The 22,184-nt window shown below is 70.3% G+C and carries 17 protein-coding genes and 1 pseudogene; 14 read left to right on the top strand and 4 right to left on the bottom strand.

Annotated features, from left to right (window positions below; translation table 11 throughout):
* Positions 1-12: 12 nt before the first annotated feature.
* The 12 genes from TA3x_RS06060 to TA3x_RS06005 all read left to right on the top strand — a co-directional run bounded on the left by TA3x_RS06060 (position 13) and on the right by TA3x_RS06005 (position 15,199).
* Positions 13-843, top strand: a complete 831-nt coding sequence (locus TA3x_RS06060; protein ID WP_435019283.1) for an RING finger protein — start codon at positions 13-15, stop codon at positions 841-843.
* Positions 844-1,003: 160 nt separating this feature from the next.
* Positions 1,004-1,303, top strand: coding sequence for an EsaB/YukD family protein (locus tag TA3x_RS06055; protein ID WP_435019281.1), 300 nt, complete (start codon positions 1,004-1,006; stop codon positions 1,301-1,303).
* A 61-nt stretch (positions 1,304-1,364) separates the two neighbouring features.
* Positions 1,365-2,018 (top strand): ubiquitin-conjugating enzyme E2, encoded by a 654-nt coding sequence (locus TA3x_RS06050; RefSeq protein ID WP_435019279.1) that lies wholly within the window; start codon positions 1,365-1,367, stop codon positions 2,016-2,018.
* Between the two features lie 45 nt (positions 2,019-2,063).
* Complete coding sequence (locus TA3x_RS06045) at positions 2,064-3,344, top strand: HesA/MoeB/ThiF family protein (protein ID WP_435019277.1); 1,281 nt, start codon at positions 2,064-2,066, stop codon at positions 3,342-3,344.
* Complete coding sequence (locus tag TA3x_RS06040) at positions 3,341-4,690, top strand: Mov34/MPN/PAD-1 family protein (RefSeq protein WP_435019275.1); 1,350 nt, start codon at positions 3,341-3,343, stop codon at positions 4,688-4,690. Before TA3x_RS06045 ends, TA3x_RS06040 begins: the two co-directional genes overlap by 4 nt.
* 91 nt (positions 4,691-4,781) lie before the next feature.
* On the top strand, positions 4,782-5,948 hold the full coding sequence (locus tag TA3x_RS06035; RefSeq protein ID WP_435019273.1) for a M48 family metallopeptidase: 1,167 nt from the start codon (positions 4,782-4,784) through the stop codon (positions 5,946-5,948).
* Between the two features lie 251 nt (positions 5,949-6,199).
* Positions 6,200-8,929 carry an MMPL family transporter gene (locus TA3x_RS06030; RefSeq protein WP_435019272.1) on the top strand — a complete coding sequence of 910 codons (2,730 nt, stop codon included), beginning with the start codon at positions 6,200-6,202 and terminating at the stop codon, positions 8,927-8,929.
* 39 nt (positions 8,930-8,968) lie between these two features.
* The gene (locus TA3x_RS06025) at positions 8,969-10,717 is read left to right on the top strand and encodes an ABC transporter permease subunit (protein WP_435019270.1); all 1,749 of its coding nucleotides are present in this window, start codon (positions 8,969-8,971) and stop codon (positions 10,715-10,717) included.
* Positions 10,718-10,837: 120 nt separating this feature from the next.
* Positions 10,838-11,977 carry a glutamine-hydrolyzing carbamoyl-phosphate synthase small subunit gene (gene carA, locus TA3x_RS06020; protein ID WP_435019268.1) on the top strand — a complete coding sequence of 380 codons (1,140 nt, stop codon included), beginning with the start codon at positions 10,838-10,840 and terminating at the stop codon, positions 11,975-11,977.
* A 109-nt stretch (positions 11,978-12,086) separates the two neighbouring features.
* A complete protein-coding gene (locus TA3x_RS06015) occupies positions 12,087-13,382 on the top strand; it encodes an adenylosuccinate synthase (RefSeq protein WP_435019266.1) in 1,296 nt (431 codons plus the stop codon).
* Between the two features lie 68 nt (positions 13,383-13,450).
* Positions 13,451-14,263, top strand: coding sequence for an isoprenyl transferase (locus tag TA3x_RS06010; protein ID WP_435019264.1), 813 nt, complete (start codon positions 13,451-13,453; stop codon positions 14,261-14,263).
* 21 nt (positions 14,264-14,284) lie between these two features.
* Positions 14,285-15,199 carry a phosphatidate cytidylyltransferase gene (locus TA3x_RS06005; RefSeq protein WP_435019262.1) on the top strand — a complete coding sequence of 305 codons (915 nt, stop codon included), beginning with the start codon at positions 14,285-14,287 and terminating at the stop codon, positions 15,197-15,199.
* Positions 15,200-15,790: 591 nt separating this feature from the next.
* Here the strand turns inward: TA3x_RS06005 and TA3x_RS06000 are convergent.
* Complete coding sequence (locus tag TA3x_RS06000; RefSeq protein WP_435019260.1) at positions 15,791-16,273, bottom strand: hypothetical protein; 483 nt, start codon at positions 16,271-16,273, stop codon at positions 15,791-15,793.
* A 183-nt stretch (positions 16,274-16,456) separates the two neighbouring features.
* Between TA3x_RS06000 and TA3x_RS05995 the strand changes: the two are divergent.
* Positions 16,457-16,960: pseudogene (locus TA3x_RS05995) on the top strand (DinB family protein); the annotation flags it as partial.
* A 159-nt stretch (positions 16,961-17,119) separates the two neighbouring features.
* On the opposite strand, the gene TA3x_RS05990 reads toward TA3x_RS05995, so the two are convergent.
* The 3 genes from TA3x_RS05990 to TA3x_RS05980 form a co-directional block, all read right to left on the bottom strand.
* Positions 17,120-18,679 (bottom strand): hypothetical protein, encoded by a 1,560-nt coding sequence (locus TA3x_RS05990; RefSeq protein ID WP_435019258.1) that lies wholly within the window; start codon positions 18,677-18,679, stop codon positions 17,120-17,122.
* Positions 18,680-19,116: 437 nt separating this feature from the next.
* Positions 19,117-20,535, bottom strand: a complete 1,419-nt coding sequence (locus tag TA3x_RS05985) for an APC family permease (protein ID WP_435019256.1) — start codon at positions 20,533-20,535, stop codon at positions 19,117-19,119.
* A gap of 25 nt (positions 20,536-20,560) precedes the next feature.
* Positions 20,561-21,565: a HEAT repeat domain-containing protein gene (locus TA3x_RS05980; RefSeq protein WP_435019254.1), complete on the bottom strand. Its 1,005-nt coding sequence runs from the start codon at positions 21,563-21,565 to the stop codon at positions 20,561-20,563.
* Positions 21,566-21,901: 336 nt separating this feature from the next.
* Between TA3x_RS05980 and TA3x_RS05975 the strand changes: the two genes are divergently transcribed.
* Complete coding sequence (locus tag TA3x_RS05975) at positions 21,902-22,174, top strand: hypothetical protein (protein WP_435019252.1); 273 nt, start codon at positions 21,902-21,904, stop codon at positions 22,172-22,174.
* Positions 22,175-22,184 lie beyond the last annotated feature (10 nt).

The raw sequence follows: 22,184 nt of genomic DNA, 5'->3' as shown, positions 1-22,184 counted from the left end.
GAGAATTGCGACGTGGGCTGGATCGTCCTGATCGTCTTCATCGCCCTCGCCTACGCCTTCGTGCGGGTCTGCGCCAAGGTCGCCGGCGGTATCGCCGGGACCCGGTTCCGGGCCTATCGCCAGCTGGCGGCCCAGTATCGCGGGAAGTACGAGAACCGGGGGATGTCCGACCCCCCGACCGTGAGCTTCACCCATCACGGTGCGCTGGTCCGCGTCGGCCTGGCGCCGATCGTCCCCGGGCAGCCGACCATCCCCCGGACCCGCGTGGTCGTCCGGTTCGCCCGGGGCCTGCCGTTCCGGCTCGAACTGGCCCCGGTGGGCCGGCCTTCCCCGGCGCAGCCGCCCAAGGGGACCCGGCCGATCCGGGTGGGGGATTCCGAGTTCGATCGCGGGTTCGTGGTCCAGGCCAACGACCCCGAGATGGCCCGCGACTTCCTGGTCGCGCCGGTGCGCTGGGCGATCGCCAACCTCCAGCGGCTCGGCCCGCCGGGCGGGATGCTGGTTTCCATCAATCCCGAGCGGATGCTGGTGCAGGTCGACACCAACCTCGGCCTCAAGCCCGAGCTGCTCGCCGCCGGGGTCCGCGAGGCGCTGGCGTTGCACGACGGGTTGCAGGCCGGGGTCGCCGCCCGGATCGGCGAGGGGGTGGCGATCGTGGACGCCGGACCGGCCGCCCCCGAGGATGCCGGCCCCCCGATCTGCAAGGTCTGCGGCGTGGAGATCGGGGACGACCCCCGGGTGGTCTGCACCGCCTGCCGGACGCCCCATCATCGCGATTGCTGGGAATTCATCGGCGCCTGCTCGATCTTCGGGTGCAAGGGGAAGTCGTGCGTTCCCGGATGATCCGGGACGCGTTCGGAAATCGGATCAAGATCCCCCTGGACCATTCCCGCATCGGGTCCGCGCGAGTATCCTGGGACTTGCTCGGGGCGACCAATTCGCGACCGACCCGCCCGAATATTGCCCGGCGGCCGACGAATGGGGGAGTGGAGGAACCCTGCTCATGTCATATGGCGGAAATTCGGATGCCTCGGGGATCCAGGTCACGTTCCTGGACCAGACCGGGGCCAAGTCGGTCAAAGCCGTCATCGCCTTCAGCGTGCCGGTCAGCCGGATCTTGCCCAACATCATCACCAAGATGAACCTGCCGGCCACCAGCCCCGATGGCCAGCCGATGAGCTACTCGCTCGACCACAAGGAAGGCGGCCGGCGCCTGGTCGAGAGCCAGACGCTGGTCGAGGCCGGCGTGCAGAACGGCGACCACCTGATCGTCTACCCGGAAGTCGTGGCCGGCTCGGACTGATCGGCTCGTCCGCCCCGCGTCGCCCCGTCCCTGGCCCGTCCCCGAGGGGGGTTGTCGACCGATGTCGACCTATGAATCGCCGCGAATCCGCCGACTCCGCTCCGACCTGGCCGCCCTCGAACGGCTGAGGGCCGAGAGCTCGGTCTTCAGCTTCCGCCCCAACGGGGTGCTGCCCCAGCAGTACCTGATCACGTTCCAGGGCAAGAGCCTGGCCCGCGACCGGGGCAAGGTCGTGGCCCGGGACCAGCACCAGGTCGAGATCAAGCTCGGGGCCGGCTACCCACGGACCATGCCCGAGGTCCGATGGCTCACGCCGATCTACCACCCCAACATCTCCGAGATCGGCATGGTCTGCCTGGGGGCCTACGGCACCCACTGGGTCCCCAGCCTGGCCCTGGACGAGCTGTGCGTGATGCTCTGGGATATGGCCCGGTTCCAGAACTACGACATCCGCAGCCCGTACAACCGGGAGGCCGCCCAGTGGGCCGCCAACCAGTCCACCTTCCGGTTCCCCATCGATGCCCGCCCGTTGCGCGACTCCCGCGCCAGCCTGGGGCGGGTCGACCCGCCGTCGGCCCAGGACATCGCGAAGGGCGGGCTGGCGGAGGAGGGCCCGGCCCAGTTCCTCGACATGGAGATCGGCGTGCCCGCCGCGCCTCGCCAGCCGCCGCCCCCCCCGCGCCCGGAGCCCGAAGAGGTCGTCTTCCTGGACTGACCGGCGGACCTGGACCCGACCCCCTGCCCCGCGTCGCCCGAGATCATGATGGACGAGTCCCCTCCCCTGACCTTCCTCGATGACGAACCCGGGGACGCGGTCCACCCCCCGGCCGACCGGACGTCCTCCGACGCCGACGCCGACGCACCCGACCTGATCATCGACGAAGAGGACCGCTACGGCCGGCTTCGACTCATCCCCTGGTGGCGGCAGGAGAAGCTGGCCGCGGCCCGGATCCTGGTCGTCGGGGCCGGGGCGCTGGGCAACGAGGTCCTCAAGAACCTGGCCCTGCTGGGCGTCGGCACGGTGATCGTGATCGACCTCGATGAGGTCGAGCCGTCCAACCTGTCGCGCTCGGTCCTGTTCCGGCTCTCCGATGGTGGTCGGCCCAAGGCCGAGGTCGCGGCGGAACGGGCGGCCGAGATCAACCCCGAGGTCGCCTTCCACCCGATCCGGGGGGACGTGATCACCGACCTCGGCCTCGGCCTGTTCGCCGACGTCGACGTGGTGATCGGCTGCCTGGACAACCGCGAGGCCCGACTCTGGGTCAACCGCCAGTGCTGGAAGGTCGGCACGCCCTGGGTCGACTCGGGCATCCAGGAGATCCAGGGGGTCGTCAAGGTGTTCGTCCCGCCCGACTCGGCCTGCTACGAGTGCGGGATGACGGCCCGGGACTATCAGCTCCTGAACGTCCGATATAGTTGCCCCCTCCTCCGCCGCGACCAGATCCTCGAAGGCAAGGTGCCCACGGCGCCGACGATCGCCTCGATGATGGGCGCCCTGGAGGTCCAGGAGGCGCTCAAGATCGTCCACGGGATGGCCGTCGCCGCCGGGAGCATCCTGGTCTTCAACGGCGTGACCAACCAGTTCTATTCGACCAAGCTCCCGTTCCGGGAAGATTGCCTGAGCCACGAGACCTATCCCGCCCCCGAGCCGCTGCCGATCGGCCACGATGCCACGGCGGATCGGCTGTTCGAACTCGCCCGGGAGACCCTGGCCGGCCCGCTGACGCTCCCCCTGGAGCGTGACCTCGTCACGGCCATCGTCTGCCCGAGGTGCGACGCCCGCCGCGAGGTCTTCCGGCCCCGGACCAAGGTCGGCATGGCCGAGGCCATCTGCCCCGGATGCGGCGAGGCGGGGCGGCCGGAGATCGTGAGCGAGGTCGCCGAAGGCTCGGAACTCGCGGCGCGGCCGCTGGCGGACCTGGGCATCCCGGCCTTCGACATCGTCCGGGTGGACGGGGCCGAGGGGTCGGGCTTCTTCCTCCTGGAGGCCGACCGCGTCCGGGGCTTCGGACGGCCGAGGCCGGGGGGCGAACCGGCGTGAGCGACGACATCGTCTTCGGCGACATCCAGTATCGCGAGCCGGTCCGGGCCACCCGCCCAGACCTCGATCGCCGCATGGCGTGCGTGGCCTACGCGGTGCCCGGCCCCGACGACCTGCCGATCTTCCTGGATCGCCGGGCGGCCGACGCCATCGAACGCCATGCGCTCCGCGACACCGGCGTCGAACTGGGCGGAATCCTGCTGGGCCAGGAATGCATCGACGAGGCGACCGGCCGCCCGTTCGTCCGGGTGACCGAGTCGCTCGAAGCCAAGCACTACGAGAACACCCAGGCCAGCTTCACCTACACGCACGACTCGTGGGAGGAGATCTCCCGCGAGCGCGACCGGCTCCACCCCGGGCTCGACATCGTGGGCTGGTATCACACCCACCCGGACTTCGGGATCTTCCTGTCGAGCCACGACCTGTTCATCCACCGCAACTTCTTCGCCCAGCCGCTCCAGGTGGCCTATGTGGTCGACCCGATCCGCCAGGATCGGGGCTTCTTCCAGTGGCGGGGGGAGAGCATCGTCCAGCTGGGCGGCTTCTACCTGTCGGCCGACCGATCCGAGCGGCTCGCCCTGGCACGCCTGGCCAACGACCTGGAATCGATCCCCAATGGTGACGCGGGCGGGGGCGGTGCCCTTTCCCCCCGTCTGGAGGCGGAGCTGATCGCCATGCTGAGCCGACCCCATCAAGCCGCCTCCTCGTCGATCGACCGGGCGCAGGCCGCGGCCACGTTCGGCGTCCTGGGCCTGTTCGCCGGCGCGGTCCTGGCCGTCGCCGTCACCTGGCTCTACCTGCTCCAGCAGGGGCTCGGCCGCCAGACCGAGGCCCTGGACCGGATCCAGCAGTCCGTGGCGCGGACCGACGAGGCCCAGCGGATCGCCCTGGATGCCCTGGCCTCCCGCGCCGACCCGGGATCGAATCCCAAGACCTTTCTGGAGAACTATTCCAGAACCCTGGCCGATCGCGATGCCTTGAAGATCAAAGTCGCCGACCAGGAGACGCAGAACCACGTCCTGGCCGCCGAGGCCCGCCGGCTCGACCTCTCGGTCAAGGAACTGGCCGACAAGAAGGCCGAGGCCGATCGCAAGATCGATAGCCTGCTCACCGAGATCGGCCAGCAGAAGGACCGGCTGCGGGCCCGCGAGGAGTCCGACGCCGGCAAGATCGCCCAGAAGTATGACATGGCCTGGTATGCCGCCGTCGCCGGGTGGGTGGTGGCGGTCCTGGCCGGCCTCGGGCTGGTGGCGAACCTGGCCGTCCGGACCCCGATCCCCCCGGCCGAGCCCGAAGGGCCCAAGGTCATCTACACCAAGGAGGAGCCTCCCCATTCGATCACCTGAATGGCGTCGAGGCTCGACCTGCCTGCTCGCCGCGTTGCTTTTCGGGATCGTCGCGGGCCTGTCCGCGAGGGGCGAGTCGGGCCGCGTCCCGGTGCCCGAGCCATCGGCCGCCGCGGTGCGGTTCCACCGGTCGGGCCTCTGGCTCTGGGTCTTCGCCCAGGCGTGGTCGATCGCCGTGCCCTTGGCGGTCGTCGCCTCGGGGCTGGCGACCCGGATCCGCGACCGGGCCGAGCGCTGGTCCCCCTGGCGGCCCGGTTCGGTCGCGATCGCGGCGGTCCTGTTCCTGGCGGTCCTGTTCCTGGCCAACCTGCCCCTGCGCTTCTACGCCGGCTATGTCCGGCTCCACGAGTACGGCCTCTCGGAGCAGCCGTTCGACCGGTGGCTCGGCCATGCCGTGATGCGGCTCGGGATCCTGATGGCCACGACGGCGGTCATTCTCCCCGGGCCGTATTACCTGATCCGCCGCGCCCCGAGGCGGTGGTGCCTCTACGTCGGGCTGATCTCGGTGCCGATCGCGGCCTTCTTCGCGTGGGTCATGCCGATCGTGATCGACCCCCTGTTCCACGACTTCCGCCCGCTCGATCACCCCGAGCTGGCCGCGCGGATCGACGCCCTGGCCCGGCGTGCGAACATCGTCGGGGCGACGATCGAGCAGGTCGAGATGAGCCGCGACACCACCACGGTCAACGCCTACGTCACCGGCCTGCTCGGCTCGAAGCGGATCGTCCTCTGGGACACGCTCCTGGATCGCTTCGAGGACGACCAGATCCTGGCGATCGTCGGTCACGAGATGGGGCACTACGTCCTCAACCACGTTGCCTTGGGGGTCTGCCTGTCGGCGTTCGCCACGATCGCCGGCCTGTTCGTGCTCGACCGCGCTGCCCGCGCGCTGCTCCGGCGCGTCGGGCCGAGGCTGGGGATCGGCGGTCTGGATGACGTGGCGGCCCTGCCCCTGGCCTACGCCATCGGGCTGGCGATCCTGCTGGCGAGCGATCCGATCTCGTTCGCGGTCAGCCGATCGATGGAACACGAGGCCGACCGGTTCGCCCTGGAGATTACCCGTGACAACCACGCGGCGGCCTCCGCCTTCCTCAACCTCCAACGCCACAACCTCTCGGTCCCCTACCCCGACCCGTTCACCCGGATCTGGCGTTCGAGCCACCCGGCGCTCGGCGACCGGATCGAATTCTGCAACGACTACCATCCGTGGTCGGATGGCCGGCCGCTGAAGTATGGCGGGCTTTTCCGCGATCCCTGAGCGGCCCCGGGCTCGGCTTGGGCACGATTCCTGCATCAACCCGGTTCGAAATCGGGCGGATTCACGATACGATCCTTGGGCCGATCCGCGTCCCCGCCGCGCCCACGGGGGCGCGAGGCGGCGCGGATCGGCCACCCGGGACGTCCCCAGGTTGTATGGTTGTCCCAGGTTGGGACCGGGTGGCGTCGCGATGGCCGGGCCCCCTCTTCGGGGTCGGGCCCGTCGGTCGTGCGGGTTGGAGGCGAGGGTTGATGACGATGGAAGCCCTGCGGTCGACGGTGACACGCCATCCGGTCTGGGTGATCGCGGGCTGGGTGGTGGTGGCCCTGGTCGTGGGCCTGGGCGCTCCCGACCTCACGCGCCTGGCCGCCGAGGGGCAGGCCCACCTGCTCCACGACACGGCCGAGAGCTTCCTGGCGGCCCGGTTGATCGAGAAGGCCTGGCCCGAGGAGGCGTCCGAATCCCAGATCGTGGTGGCCTTGCACCGGGCGACGAAGCTGACCGAGGCCGACCGCGGCTTCGCCCGACGCCTGTCCGACCGGTTCTCGAACCCGGAGGGGCGGCCGGACGACGTCCTCCGGGTTCTCGGGCCGGCCTCGAACCCGGCGATCGCCGACCGCCTGATCAGCAAGGACGGGACGCTGGAGCTGCTGATCGTCCCGCTCTCGACCTCGTTCGTGGCCCCTTCTTCGGAACTGGCCGTGGCGTGGCTGAAACGCCAGGCCGCGGCCCCCGGGCTGGCGATCCCGGCCGGGCTGGAGGTGATCTGGACCGGCGACGCGGTGATCGGCCATGACTACATGCGGAACGTCCAGATCTCGCTGGATCGCGCCGCGATCGCGACGGTCTTCCTGCTGCTGGGCGTCCTGATGGTCGTGTACCGCTCGATCTGGCTGACGCTGGTGCCCCTGGCCACGATCGGGATCAGCGTGGTGATCGCCCGGGGCCTGTTGGCCTGGGCCGCCACCCTCGGCTGGGAGATGTCGCCGCTGGTCGAGCTGTTCCTGATCGTCCTCCTGTTCGGCAGCGGCACCGACTTCTGCCTGTTCGTTTCCTGGCGTTACGGCGAGCACTGGGACCCGAACGATCCCGGCGAGGCGATGCGGACCACGCTCCGGCTCGGCTCACCGGCGATCCTGACCAGCGCGGGCACCGTGTTCGTCGGGCTCATGCTGATGGGGACCAACCACTTCAAGCTGTTCTCGGCCACCGGGCCGAGCGTCGCCCTGGGGCTGCTGGTCACCCTGTTCGCCACGCTCACGCTGACCCCGGCGCTGCTGGTCCTGCTCGCCCGCAAGCATCCCCGGGCATTCGCGGGGCTGACCGGGCCTTCGACGGGGTTCTGGGAGCGGTTCGCCAAGCGGGTGCTCGCCCGCCCGACCCTGAGCTGGGCCGGCGCCCTGCTCGCGATGGCCCCGCTGGCCATCCTCGGGACGCGGACGAGCTTCACCCAGGACACCCTCCTGGAACTGCCGCAGGACACCCCGTCGTCCAACGGCCTCCGGCTGGTCGCCGAGAAGTTCGGGGCCGGGTCCTCGGCCCCGCTGACCGTGGTGATCGCGTCGGAGGAGAACCTCCGCGAGTCGAGCGGCCTGGCCCTGATCGACGAATTGAGCCGGCTCCTGAGCCGCCAGCGCAACGTGGACGAGGTCCGCTCGGCGACCCAGCCGTTGGGCAGCCCCGCCCCGCTCAACGCCGCCCGGCTCTCGGCCCGGCTGAAGGCGGTCAACGACGGGTTCGGCCAGATCGAGGCCGGGGCCGGCCAGCTCCGCGATCGGCTCGACGAGGGCCTGGCCAAGATCCAGGCGGCCAAATGGCTCGGCGAGAAGACCGGGTTCCGCCTGTTCGGCCAGCCCGCCGGGGGGGGCGACCCCTCCAAGGCCGCGCGCGATTCGGTGGCGTCGTCTCTGATGCAGGCCACCTCGTCGCTGGTCAATCCCAACCCCCTCTCGGCGCTCATCCCCGGCGAGAAGCCGAAGGAGGAGCCCGCCAAGCCGGCCGCCCCCGACGCCATGACCGACCAGCTGGCCCAGGCGGTGGCCGGGGCCGGGCAGATCTCCGACGGGATCCACCTGGCGTCGCTGGAGATCCAGGCCATCCTCAACGACCCGGTCGGTCGGCGTGCCCTGGATCGCCTGCTCATCACCCCGCAGACGGTCCGCGACCACCCCGAGCTGAAGGAGAGCTTCGACGCCTATATCACGCAGGACGGCCGGTACGCCCGGATCGACGTGGTCCAGAACGAGCGGATCTTCTCGGGCAAGGCCATGGACCAGGTGCTCTCGCTCCGCCGCAAGCTCCGCGACCGGCTGGAGGAGGACGACCCCGCCACCGAGGCGAAGGACGTCCCCCCGGTCAAGATCCTCGTGGGCGGGTCGAACGCCGAGTCGGTCGATATCCGCACGCTGACCCGGGCCGACCAGTTCCAGAGCTGGTTCGTGATCCCGATCGGGGTCTTCCTGGTCCTGCTGGTCGCCCTCCGGGACATCGTGGCCTGCGTGAACCTGGTGGGCACGATGCTGCTGACCTACCTGTTCGCGCTGGGGGCCACCCACCTCCTGTTCATCACGATCCTGGGGGCCGAGGGGCTCGACTGGAAGGTGCCCTACTTCCTGTTCGTGCTGCTGGTGGCGGTGGGGGTGGACTACAACGTCTTCCTGATGACGCGACTGCGCGAGGAGACCGGGACGCTTGGCCTCCGCGCCGGGATCGGTAAGGCGATCGCCCAGACCGGCGGTCTGATCACCTCGGCGGCGGCGATCACGGCGGTCAGCTTCGCCTCGTTCCTGTTCAGCCCGCTCGGGTCGCTCCGGCAGCTGGGGTTCGCCCTGGTGGTCGGGATCACCGTCGACGCCCTGCTGGTCCGCCCCCTGCTGGTGCCGTGCGGCCAGTGGCTGATCAACCGCCGGATCGAGAAGAAGAAGCTGGCCAAGCCCCCGACCCCCGCCGCCGCCGAGCCGGTGGCCTCGATGGCCCGGTAAGCCGATGGATCGCATCTCAGGACCCCGGATCCGACCTCGATGACCCCAGAGCGGGCGGTGGTGCGCGGCATGGGCGGGGCGGCACGGGCGATCGGGTTCGGTGTGATGGCCGTGCTGTGGCTCCCGGCGCTGGCGATCGTGCCGGCCGCCGTCATCGATCGCGGGCCGGACGGCACGCCCCGGCTGTCGCCCCTGCCGCTGGCCCTGGCCGTCCTGGACCCGTTCGCCTGGGCCTGCGCCGCGAATAGCGCCCTGGCCGCCTCGGCCGTGGCGGCCGGATCGCTGCTGATCGGGGTGGTGGTGGGGACGATCTCGGGGCGGAGGCGGTTCTGGGGCCGTCCGCTGCTGGTGGGGCTGGCCTGGGCGCCGCTGGCGGCCGGGCCGGTGATCCTCGCCCCCGGCGTGGCGATGATCCTGGGCGGGGATCGGGGGGGCGGCTGGGACTGGCTCGACGCCCGATCGATCGCCGGGCTGCCGTTCTCGGACCTGGCGCGGTGGGCCGGGCTGGTCTGGGTGGGGATCGCCTGCGGCGTGCCGATCGTGGCCTCGGCGACCTCGGCCGCCTGGACCCGGATCGACCCGACGTGGTCGGAGGCGGCGCGGGCCGCCGGGGCGTCGCGGAGGCGGATCGCCCGCGACCTGATCTGGCCGCTGCTCCGGCCCGACGTGGGCCGCGCCGTCGCCTCGGTCTTCGCCCTGGCCCTGATGGAACCGGCCGGCCCGATGGTGCTGGGCCTGCATCGGACCCTGGCCGTGCAGGTGGTCGCATCGGCCCGGCGGTTTGACGAGCCGACCCGGGCCGCGACGCTGGCCCTGATCGGGGTCGCCCTGGCCTGGCTGGCGCGGCTCCTGATCGGCTGGTGGGGCGGGGCCAACACCCTCCCGCCCGAGCCCGACGGTCCGGCGCCCCCGAGGGTCCCGGCGATGGCCTCGCGGCGGCGGATGCTGATCTGCTCGCTGGCCCTGGGCGCCTGGATCGTCGTCGGTGTGGCCCCGATCCTGGTGGTCCTGGCCTCGGCCTTCCGCCCCGACTCGGGCGAGGGCCCGACCGAGGCGCTGGCCCGGGCCGTCCGGCCCGGCCCCGAGGCGATCCGCTGGCTAGGCAACGGGGCGATGGTCGCGGCCCTGGCCCTGGCGGCGAACGGGCTGGCACTGATCACCCTGTTCGGACGACCGGGCCGCCCGCCGGGGCCGCTGGCCCGGGGCCTCTCCTCGGCCCTGGGGTGGTTCCCGCCGCTCGCGCTGGGTGTCGGTGCGCTGGCCCTGCCGTGGCTCCTGTCCGCCGGGGCCGACGCGCTGGCCCCGGGGTCGATCGCCGGCCGGGGGGCCGCCCTGCTGGCCCGGGAGATGCACCCCGCCCGATCGCCCGGTCTGGCCCTGATCCTGGCCCTGGCGGCGGCCCACCTGCCGATGCTGGCCCGGGCCGCGACCCTGGCGCGGGGGCCGATCCGGCCCCGGCTGGCCGATGCGGCCCTGACGATGGGGGCATCGCGGAGGCGGGCGCAGCGAGACCGGGACGGGCACCCGGCGCGGCGGATCCCGCTCCGCCCGGCCCTGCTGACCCTGGCCCTGTCGCTGACCAACCTGGCCCCGGCCCTCCTGCTCGTCCCGCTCCCCGAGCGGAGGACGCCCGCCCCGGCGGTGCTCCGCCGCTACCTGGAGCGAGGCGTGATCGATGGCCGGCTCGCCCTGCCGATCGCCGCGATGCTGGGGGCCAATTTCGGGGCCTTCGCGCTGGCCTCGCGCGGCCGGGCCGGGCCGATCGGGGGGTGGTTTCGCGGCGCCTGAACCTGATTCCCCTGGTGGCGCGTCGGTGTTGCCGGATACACTGGATCGCCCCACGACGCGGGGCTACGTCGCCGGGCCCGGATCACGCCGGGCGGACTCCTGGGAAAATCGATCCGCATCATGGATATCGCCAAACTCGCGCTGGAAGACGGCACGGTGTTCACGGGCCGGGCCTTCGGGGCCCGGGGTGAAGTCGACGGCGAGGTCGTCTTCAACACGAGCATGACCGGGTATCAGGAAATCCTGACCGACCCGTCCTACCACGGCCAGATCGTCGCGATGACCTACCCGATGATCGGCAACTACGGCGTGAACGCCGAGGATGCCGAGAGCGCCCGCCCCTGGGCCCGAGGCTTCGTCGTCCGCGAGCTGAGCCGGCTGGCCAGCAATCACCGATCGGCCGGGACGCTCGACGGCTACATGGCCGAGCATGGCGTCCTGGGGATCGAGGGGATCGACACCCGCGCCCTGGTCAAGCTCACCCGGGTGCGCGGGTCGCTCAAGGGGATCCTCTCGTCGGCCGACCTCGACGACGCCCGCCTCGTGGCCAGGGCCCAGGCCAGCCCCGGCCTGGTCGGCCGCGACCTAACCGCCGAGGTCATGCCCAAAGAGGCCGTGACCTGGGAGCCGGGCTTCGACGGGTTCGCCCAGGCAAACCGGCCCGGCGTCGCCTCCCCGGCGGCCCGCCGGCCCCACGTGGTCGCGCTCGACTTCGGGATGAAGTGGAACATCCCCCGCCACCTGGTCGAGTCGGGCTGCCGCGTGACGGTTGTCCCCGGCTCGGCGAGCGCCCCGGCGATCCTCGAACACCAGCCCGACGGGATCTTCCTGTCCAACGGCCCCGGCGACCCCGGCGCCCTGGGCAACGCCGTCCAGACCCTCCGGAGCCTGATCTCCGACGCCGCCGAGTCCCGGGGCATTCCGATCTTCGGCATCTGCCTGGGGCATCAGCTCCTCGGGCAGGCCTTCGGCGCCAGGACCTTCAAGCTCAAGTTCGGCCATCGGGGGGCCAACCACCCGGTCCGCGACGAACGGACCGGGAAGATCGAGATCACCAGCCAGAATCACGGCTTCGCGGTCGACTCGTCGACCCTGCCCCCCGACGTGGAGCAGAGCCACGTCAACCTCAACGACCACACCTCGGAAGGGCTGAGGCACCGCCGCTTGCCGGTGTCGAGCGTCCAGTACCACCCCGAGGCCGCCGCCGGCCCCCATGACAGTGCCTACCTGTTCGCCGAGTTCCGGGCCCAGATGGGCTGAACTCGGTCTGATGCGAGATTCCGGGTGAATTGACGAACCTGGGGAATCTCGGTATTTTTGGTCCCTGGTCTCGCCTCGGCTTGCCACCAGATTCGGGAGATGTTGCGCCGTGTCATCGACTTGCGTGGTGGGCCTCCAGTGGGGGGACGAGGCTAAGGGGAAGATCGTCGACTGGCTCTGCGATCGCCATGACGTCGTCGTGCGTTATCAGGGCGGGGCGAACGCCGGGCACACGGTCGTGGCCGAGGGCGTGACGTACAAGCTGTCGCTGATCCCGACCGGCATCCTCCGGCCGGGCATCGCCTGCGTGATCGGCAACGGCGTGGTGGTCCACCCCCCCGCCCTGCTCTCCGAGATCGAGACCCTGACCAAGCAGGGGGTCCAGGCCGAGGGCCGGCTGTTCATCAGCGACCGCGCCCACCTGATCCTGCCCTACCACCTCGCCGAGGAACGGCTGACCGAGGAGTCGTCCTCCAAGGCCGACCACCTGGGGACCACCCGGCGCGGCATCGGCCCGTGCTATCGCGACAAGGTCGGCCGGGTCCACGGCGTTCGGGTCGGCGACCTGTACCATCCCGACCGCTTCGCCGAGCACGTCGCCCGGATCGTGGCCTACAAGAACCGGCTGCTCTCGGCGATGCTGCCCGACTTCACGCCGCTGGATGCCGACGAGATCGTCGGCGAGTACCTCGGCTTCGCCGACCGGCTTCGGCCCTACGTCAAGGACACGACCTCGTGGCTCCACGGGTCGCTGGGCCGGGGCCAGAAGCTCCTGTTCGAGGGGGCCCAGGGCTCCCTGCTCGACATCGACCACGGCACCTTCCCCTACGTCACCAGCTCCAACAGCTCGGCGGCGGGGATCGCGGCCGGCTCGGGCGTGCCCACCCGGCACATCGACCGCTGGATCGGGATCATCAAGGCCTACACCACGCGGGTCGGCGGCGGGCCGTTCCCGACCGAGCTGGAAGACGAGATCGGCGAGCGGATCCGCCGCGTCGGCCGCGAGTACGGGACGGTCACCGGCCGGCCCCGGCGCTGCGGCTGGTTCGACGCCGCCGCCGTGCGGCACTCGGCCCGGGTGAGCGGATCGACCGAGGTCGCGGTGATGCTCCTCGACGTCCTGAGCGGGCTGGAGACGCTCCGCGTCTGCGTCGGCTACGAGGACGAATCGGGCAACCGGCTGGACGACTTCCCGGCCCACCTGGCCGACCTGGAGCGGTGCCGCCCGGTGTATGCCGACCTGCCGGGCTGGACCGAGGACATCACCCGGGCCCGGACCTGGGAAGACCTGCCCGAGAACGCCCGCCGCTACGTCGACTTCCTGAGCGAGCAGGTCCAAGTCCCGGTCTCGATCGTCTCGGTCGGCCCGGAGCGGCAGCAGACGATCCCGCGGCATTCGCGCTGACATCACTCCGACGACCGACCGACCGAGGATCGACGACGATGGCAGCGAGCCCGCGAGGCTTGTCCGCGATGGACCGTGCGACCGCCCGGCCGAGCCCGACCCACCCCCCGGCGCCGGTCCTCGGCCCCGAGGGGCTGGCGCGGCTGCGGTCCAGCGGGCTCGAACCCGACCAACTCCCCCGCCACGTCGCCATCATCATGGACGGCAACGGCCGGTGGGCCCAGAACCGGGGCCAGCCCCGGATCTTCGGCCATCGCCGGGGCATCCAGAGCGTCCGCGCGGTGGTCGAGGAGGGTTGCCGGATCGGGCTCGACCAACTGACCCTCTATTGCCTCTCCGTCGAGAACTGGAAACGGCCCGCCCGCGAGCTGAAATTCCTGCTCCGCCTGCTCCGCCACTTCGTGGTGGTCGAGCGAGAGGAACTGATGGACCAGAAGGTCCGCCTGGCGATGATCGGCGGCCGCGACGGCCTGCCGCCCGACGTCCTCCGCGAGCTGGACCGGACGGTCGAGGCGACCGCCGAGAACACCGGGATGACGCTCTGCCTGGCGATCAACTACGGCGGCCGGACCGAGATCGCCGAGGCCGCCAGGCGGATCGCCGAGGACGCCCGGGACGGCAAGCTCGACCCGGCGACGGTGGACGAGGCGACGTTTTCCGGCTATCTTTCGACGGCCGGGATGCCCGACCCCGACCTCCTGATCCGCACGGCGGGCGAGATGCGGCTGAGCAACTACCTGCTCTGGCAGATCTCCTATGCCGAGTTGTGGGTGACCGAGGTGCTGTGGCCCGACTTCCGGGGCGACGACCTGATCGCGGCTTGCGTGGCCTATTCCGGGCGTCGCCGCAAGTTCGGCGGGCTCATCGACCCCGTGGCCTGATCCGACGAGGTCCGCCCCCCCATGCTCGCCCACCGACTGGCGTCCGGCGTCACGCTGGTCGCGATCCTGCTGGCCGTCCTGGCCCTGGACGAATGGCTGGCCCCGTGGTTCCCGCTCTGGCTGGCGACCGCATTGGTCGTGATGCTCCGCTGCGGGCTGGAGATGGTCGGGCTGCTCGAAGCCACCGAGGTCCGGCCGTCGACCCCGGCGGTCTGCGGCGGGCTGGTCGCGGTGATCGCGGCCAACTGGGCCCCGCACCTGGTCGAGTGGGCCGGCCGGGCCGCCGACCCGCACCTGCCGGCGACCTTCAACCCGACCGACCGGATCGAGGTCCTGGCCTGGCCGTTCTTGGCGTTCGTCGCCACCCTGCTGGCCACGTTCCTGGCGATGAGCGTCCGGTTCCGCGGCCCCGGGTCCACGACCGCGACGATCGCCGGCACCTGCTTCGTGGTCGCCTATATCGGCCTCCTGGGCAGCTTCATGCTCCAGATGCGCTGGTTCGAGGGCCCCTACCACGGCCTGATCCCGCTGGCGGCCCTGGTGGCGACGGCCAAGGGGACCGACATCGGGGCCTATACCCTGGGCCGGATCCTCGGCCGCCACAAGCTCTGGCCGGTCCTCAGCCCGAACAAGACGATCGAGGGGGGCATCGGCGGCCTCCTGTTCGCCGTGGGAGGGTCGCTGGCCGTCTCGGCGATTTCCCGATACCTCCTCCACGCCCCCTGCCTGGAGTGGGGCCCGGCGATCGGCTTCGGCCTCGCCATCGGCGTGGCCGCCCAGCTCGGCGACCTGATGGAATCGATGATCAAGCGCGACTGCGAGCGGAAGGACGCCTCCTCGGCGTTGCCCGGCTTCGGCGGCGTCCTGGATGTCCTCGATTCCCTCCTGTTCGCCGCCCCGGTCGCCTACGGCTACTGGATCGCCTTCGGCCCCTGATGCGGGATCGGCGAGACACCGTCGTTGGGTTCGTTTGGGACGCCCTGCCCCGGCCGGCCTGAGCCCATCGTTGGGTTCGTTTGGGCGCCTTGTCGTGGCCGTTCCCGGCATCACTATTTGGGTCGTTGGGGTCGTTTTTCCCGACGGTCTTGGCGTCGGAGGCCCGCTCGGGGTGCAAGAGATTCTCCATCGTGTTCGACTGCGACCAGCCCCGCGGGTTGCCGGAATCTCGGGCGACGTTGGGTTCGTTTTGGCATCGCGCTCCCCACCGGTCGAATGGGCGGGCCGCGGATCCGACAGGCCCGAGACAACTCCTCCTTATCTTGGATCGGGGCGAGTCGCCTTCCGACACTCCCGGGTCGACCGGATCCTGCACGATGCGACGAAACCTGGGCCATCGGTGCGTGATCGGCCGGATCCTCGGAATTTCACCCGATTTCACCCGCTCACTTCGGCGGGGGTCCAGGGCATGGACCGCAGGTGGCGGGGCCGATGGTCTGATCGATCCGGCGGACGATGACTGGCCCGGTCGGGCGGGCATCGCCCGCCGTCAGGCCAGGATCCCGGCGAGCGGTCCCCGACCGAACGGGCTTACCAGATACCGAAGGGTCGCATCCGCCTGGCACGTTCCCGATGATATGTCATGAGTTTGCTCGCCTCGTCGGCCTTGGCTTTCGCGACTTCCTCGGCCATGGCCTTCGTGGCCTTCGCTTTCAACTCTCCGACCAGCTTCTCCAACTCCAGTCGCCTCGCGATTTCCTTCGGACCACGATCCGGCCAAGGATTCGAGCCTGGTAGACGATCTCCCTTCCAGCGGAGGATCGGCATGCCACCCCCGACTTCGGGATGTGATGGACGCACGGACTCGCTCAGAACCTGCTTGTATCGGCCCGAATCGTATTCGACCAACGCGACCTCGGCCACCTCACGCGTGAGCATCGACTGCTGATAAGCGGCGAGTGCCGCCTGCTCGGGGATCGAGGGGGTGAGCCGCGCGATGACCTGGATCCTGACCCACAGGGCCAAGCCGGCGAAAAGTACCAGGGCCATCAGCCCGCCGATCGTGAGACGCAAGCGTGGCACTCGCATGGTGACGCCCCCCCTCTCTACGTCATCTCTACGTCATCGACCCGTCAAATCTGAGCGTCAAAGTCGTCACGGCCGCTCCCGGATTGGTGGCGAATCGGCGATCCGGTGTCTTGTCACGCTTGAGAGGATAGGGTCGGCTGGGGTCCAACCCCGGCCCAGGTCATCCGAATGAGCATGAGGGCCCTCGCGATGTCCCCGACCCCCGGGTTGATCCGCCGTCTCTTTGCTTACATGAGATGGGCCGACGAACTCATGATGGAGGCGTCGCGGACCGTCTCCGACGACGAATATGACCGGCCCCGGGGGTTCTCGCACGGCTCGATCCACGGCCTGCTGGTGCACGAGATGGCCGCGCAGGACGTGTGGCTCCGCCGCTGGCATGGGGATGGCAGGGCGGCGATCGAGGATGAGGCCCAGTATCCGACCCGGGCCGACCTCGCCCGGCGATGGCCCGAAGTCCACTCCGAACTCTTCGCCTTCCTCGATCGCCAGACCGAGGAATCCTTGCGGACCCCGGTGGACGCCTGCAACACCTATGGGGAACGATTTTCCCTCCCCCTGGGCGATACGATGATCCATGTGGTCGATCACGCTTCCTACCATCGCGGCCAGATCAACGCGATGATCAGGATGGCGGGGGGCCAGCCCGCCGCCCCGTACTATCAGCGTTATCTTGCCCTCGCCGACCCGGCCCCGGGACCTCAACCGATCCGGTCGGGTGGGTACCGCCGGCTGTTCCCCAACCCCGGGCGGATCCACCAACGAAAACGACCCCTCCCGAGAGGGGAGGGGTCGTGCGGGCAGGCTGCGTGCGTGCCGGGCAGGTTCGGCTTACTGGCAGGTCATGCAGGCGGGGACGGCCACGGGGACGACCGTGCACTGCTGGGTGACGACGGGCCGGGCGACCACGCGGCTGACGCAGCGGGTCATCGTGACCGGGACCTGCTCGGGGACGCAGACCGGCACCTGGCGGGTGGCCGTCTCGGCGACCATGCGGCAGGTCGTGACCGGGATGTTCTCGACCCGCTCCTCGGCCACCATCGAGCAGGTGGTGACGGGGCAGTTCTCGACGCGTTCCTCGGCCACCATCTGGCAGGTGCGGACCTCGTAGGGCTGGACCCGCTCCTCGGCGACCATCTGGCAGGTGGTGACGGGGCAGTTCTCGACCCGCTCCTCGGCGACCATCTGGCAGGTGCGGACCTCATACGGCTCGACGCGTTCCTCGGCGACCATCGAGCAGGTGGTGACCGGGCAGTTCTCGACCCGTTCTTCCGCGACCATCTGGCAGGTGCGGACCTCGTAGGGCTCGACGCGTTCCTCGGCGACCATCGTGCAGGTGGTGGTCGGGATGTTCTCGACGCGCTCCTCGGCGACCATGGTGCAGGTCTGGATCGGGACCTGGCGGTAGGCGGTCTCGGCCACCATCCGGGTCTGGGTCACCTGCTGGACGACGGGCTGCGAGACGAAGACGCGCTCGCGGACCGTGCGGGGCGGGCACTGGACGGCGACCGTGGCGAAGGCCTTCTTCTTGTGGTGGAAGAGGAGGCACTTCTTCTTGGGCTGTTCGCAGCCGCAGTCCTCGACCGGGACCTTGACCTGGCGCTCGACGATCGGGCCGGGGACGGTCGTGTACTGGGTCTCATACCGGCCGCACTCGCGGACGACCTCGGTGGTGGTCGTGACCGGGCGGCAGACCGTGTAGGGCTGGCTGACCATCTGGGTCTGGTAGACCGGCTTCATGACGGTGTACTTGCGCTGGACGTTGCTGGTCTGGTAGACCGGCTTCATGACGGTGTACTTCCGCTCCATGCGCTGGGTCTGGTAGACCGGCTTCATGACGGTGTACTTGCGCTGGACGTTGCTGGTCTGGTAGACCGGCTTCATCACGGTGTACTTCCGCTCCATGCGCTGGGTCTGGTAGACCGGCTTCATGACGGTGTACTTGCGCTGGACGTTGCTGGTCTGGTAGACCGGCTTCATCACGGTGTACTTCCGCTCCATGCGCTGGGTCTGATAGACCGGCTTCATGACGGTGTACTTGCGCTGGACGTTGGTCGTCTGATACACGGGCTTCATCACCGTGTACTTGCGCTGGACGGTGGTCGTCTCCGAGACCGGCCGCATCACGGTGTACTGCTGCTGCTGGTACTCGGTCCGATACCGCGTCTGCATCACGGTATAGGCCTGGTTCTCGTAGACGGTCTCGTAGGCCGTCTGCTGGACGGTCTGGCACTGGGGGGCCAGGGCGACCGTCTGCGTGACCACGACCGGGGCGGGGGCACACCGATGACACGCACCGCCGCCGTAGGTGGCCCAACCGGGCGTGGCCCAGCCCAGGACCGCCATCGACGCCCCCAGGGCCCAGCCCATCCCCAACCGATTCGTCAACATTCCAATCTCCTCGATAGCTGAACCAGCGTCCCTGATGCGTTCGCCTTGATGACCCGCGGGCCGAGGATCCGGAATTCCTCCCGAAATCCGCCCCCGGCCGACTCGCTCCCGCTCGCACGCCGCACGTCCCGCGAATCACGATCGATCCGCGCGTCCCATACAATATAACATGGGCAAGATGGGAATAAGGACCTACCCGGCGAATTCCTCAGAATCTGAGGAAGATCGGTCGATAAGGTCGAATTCCCCCTCGGTTGCCATCTCGGTGAAGTGCGGGGACTCTAGGGCAAAGCTCGTGCCGAGGTCGGGCCTGCCCGCAGGAAAGATACGACGGGATTTCGTCGGAACTCGGGAGAATTCCTCAAGTTCCAGGATCCGGGGAATCGCGCCGGGATCCCCTGCCCCGACCGGTGCATCTCGGCCGACTCGGCGAAGATTTACAAATCGTGAGACGTTCCGCCGGACGGTATGGTTCGCGAAGCCCGGGAGACGAGGGCGAGGTAGATGGGGCAACCGGCCGCGATGCTGAGCATCGACAGGGCGGAGATCCCCGGCTCGGCCCGGATCACCGCGATGGTTAGCGCGGAGGTCGTCGCCAGGAACAGGAGGGGGACCCAGGGATAGCCCGGGACCCTGAACGGGCGGATCAGCGACGGCCGCCGCCATCGCAGGACGATCACCGAGGCCACCGAGAGCAGCGAGGTTAACGCCAGGCCGACCCCGGAATAGAGGAGGATCGCGTCGAACGATCCCGACCAGATCAGGAGCACGGACGACCCGGCCAGCATGGACGTGGCGACGGCCGGGGTCCCGTCCCGCCGCGAGGTCCGGGCGGCCCTCGTCGGGAACACGCCGTCCTGGGCCATCGCGAGCAGGACGCGGGGCCCGGTGAGCAGCAACGCGCTCAGCGTGGCCACCATCATCAGACCGACCCCGACGGCGAGGCCGCCGGCCCACGACGGCCCGAACAGGCGCGAGGCGGCCACCTGGGCGATCGGGACGATGGTCTCACGCCCCCCGGTCCGCGCCATCTCGCAGATCACGGAGGCAGGCACCGCCAGGGCATAGACCAGGTTCAGCCCCAGGTAGAGCACCGTCACCGCCAGGGTCCCGAGCACGATCGCCCGCGGCAGATCCCGGCCCGGGGCCCGGATCTCCCCGGCGATGTACGAGGCCGCGTTCCACCCGGTGTATCCGTAGGAGACATAGAGGAGGCCGAATAGCATCCCGCCCAGGGTGTCCGGGCCGACCGGGGGACGATCCGCGAGGTGGGCCACCCCGCCCCGCCCCGCCCAGAGGCCGGCCGCCGCGAAGGCCGCCAGGAAACCGACCTCGGCCAGGGTCACGAACCCCTGGAGACGGATCGAACGCTCCCGGCCGGAGACGTGAAAGGCGGCGATCGCCGCGATCAGGCCGGTGGCCAGGAGCGGCCGGACGGGTCCCGGCCCCGGCACGCGATCGCCGAGCGGGGCGAGCAGGTAGTCGACCGCGCCGGTCGCGGCCATGGCGATCGGGCCGGCGAACCCGAACAGGAACGAGACCCAACCGGCCAGGAACGCGGGCAGGCGTCCGTAGGCCTCGCGGAAGATCGCGTATTCGCCCCCCGATCGCGGGAGCGCCGCGGAGACCTCGGCCAGCGAGAGGGCGCCGCAGAGGGCGATGACCCCTCCGATCGCCCAGAGGGCCAGCATCAACTGGTTGCTGCCCAGGCGCTCGACGGCGAGGCCGGAGGTCGTGAGCACCCCCACCCCGATCATGCTGGAGATGATCACGAAGGTGGCGGTCGCCGTGCCGAATCCCCCGCCCACGCCGGGCGGGGGGGAGGCCTCATCGGGAGGGTCGGAGGCGACGGGCACGGGCGACGGTCCTCGGGTGGGCGGATCAGGAGGGGCGGCCCTGGCCCGTCGACCCGGCCGGGCCTTCCAGCGCCGGGGCGTCGGGATAGCCGTTGTCGGGCACCGAGGCCGGGCGGTTGGGCGAGGCCGAGGGGCCGGGGTCGTCGATCCGGGCCTGGCCCTGGGGGGGAGCTTGCTCGACGTACTCCTGCCGCGGCTGGCCCGGTCGGGGGAGGCGGCGATAGGCCTCGTTGGCCGCGTCGCGGACCTCGTGCTTCTTATCGTACAGGGCCGCACGTTCCAGGGCGACCGCCGAGCGGGGATCGCCGATCTCGCCCAGGGCCCATGCCGCGGCCACGCGGACATCCCGGTCGCCGTCGCGTTCGAGCCGTTCCATCAGGGCCGGGACGGCCCGGTCGTCGCCGAAGTGGCCCAGGGCCAGCGACCCGTCGCGGCGGCTGTTGGCGTGGAAGCTCTTGAGCCGGCCCAGGGCATCGGCCCAGGGGTCCGCCACCGGCGGGGGCTGGGGCGGCTCGGCCTCGACCACGTAACGAGGGGCCGGGGCGGCGATCACCACCGGAGGCGGCGGGGCGGCGATCACCACCGGCGGGGCCGGATAGGCATAGATCGGCTCGGGGACCACGACCACGGGCGGCGGGGGAGGAGGCGGCGGCGACCCGATCGAGAGGCTGAGGAACGGCGCGGCCACCATCCCGAGGCCGACCGCCGGGCCGAACGCGGGGCCGAAGGCCGGCCCCGGGCCGTATCGAGGCCGAGGCGGCGGCGGGCCGCCCATCGGGCGCCCTCCCGGCCCGGTCCGCATCACGGTGGTCCGGCTGGCGCTCGCCCCGCTGGATCGATTCACGTCGACCCTGCGCTCGATATAGCCGGGCCCCCGCTCGGTCCGGATCGACCGCTCGATCGACCGTCCGCCCGGCCCGGTCTGCGTCTGCCGACGCTCGACCACCTGGCCCCGGGCCGTCGCGGCCCCGAAGGCGAGGCCGCAGGCCAGGCAGGCCAGCCCCCAAGTCCTCGTCGTCTGATGTCTCATGCTTCCTCCCTGAAGCGGCCGTCGCGAGGGCCGATCATCGCCCTATCCCGGTCCCCGGAGCGAGCCGGGACCGTCACCCGGCGCCGATTTTCATCCCCCAAGATGAATTTGAGAAGGGCAATCGGATATTCGAATCCATCGGGCCTCAATAAGGAGAATCAACCGCCAAGAATTGCCGAAAATACCCCAGGTGCCCCATTGCCGAATTCCATCAGTGTTTGAAATGATGGACAGCCGGCTCCGTCGCCTCGAAGCCGCCCGCAGGCTCGCTCTCGAATTCATCGAAAAAATCGGATATCTGTGGGTATCCCCGGCCAGTTGCGGAGAGGATCGACCATGAAACGGGTCCCGATCCGGTCCCTGGTGCAAAGCGTCCTGGAGGTCAAGCCCAACAGCCTGGACCTCGTCGGTTCGCCCTGCCCGCAATGCAAAACCCCGCTCGACCTGATGCAGCCCGACCCCGACCTGCCGGACCGATTCCTGGGGGCCTGCGCGAGCTGCAAGGGGTGGTATCACATCGAGATCGACCCGGGAGGGCGGGTCTGGTACCTGGCCGTCCCGTGCCGGGCCGATGTCCAGGACGGGGCCGATCTCCACGATACGGGGTGAAGGGGCGGGA

It is taken from the genome of Tundrisphaera macrotermitis (assembly GCF_051175315.1).
Lineage (GTDB): Bacteria > Planctomycetota > Planctomycetia > Isosphaerales > Isosphaeraceae > Tundrisphaera.
This window is presented reverse-complemented; position numbering and strand designations above follow the sequence as displayed.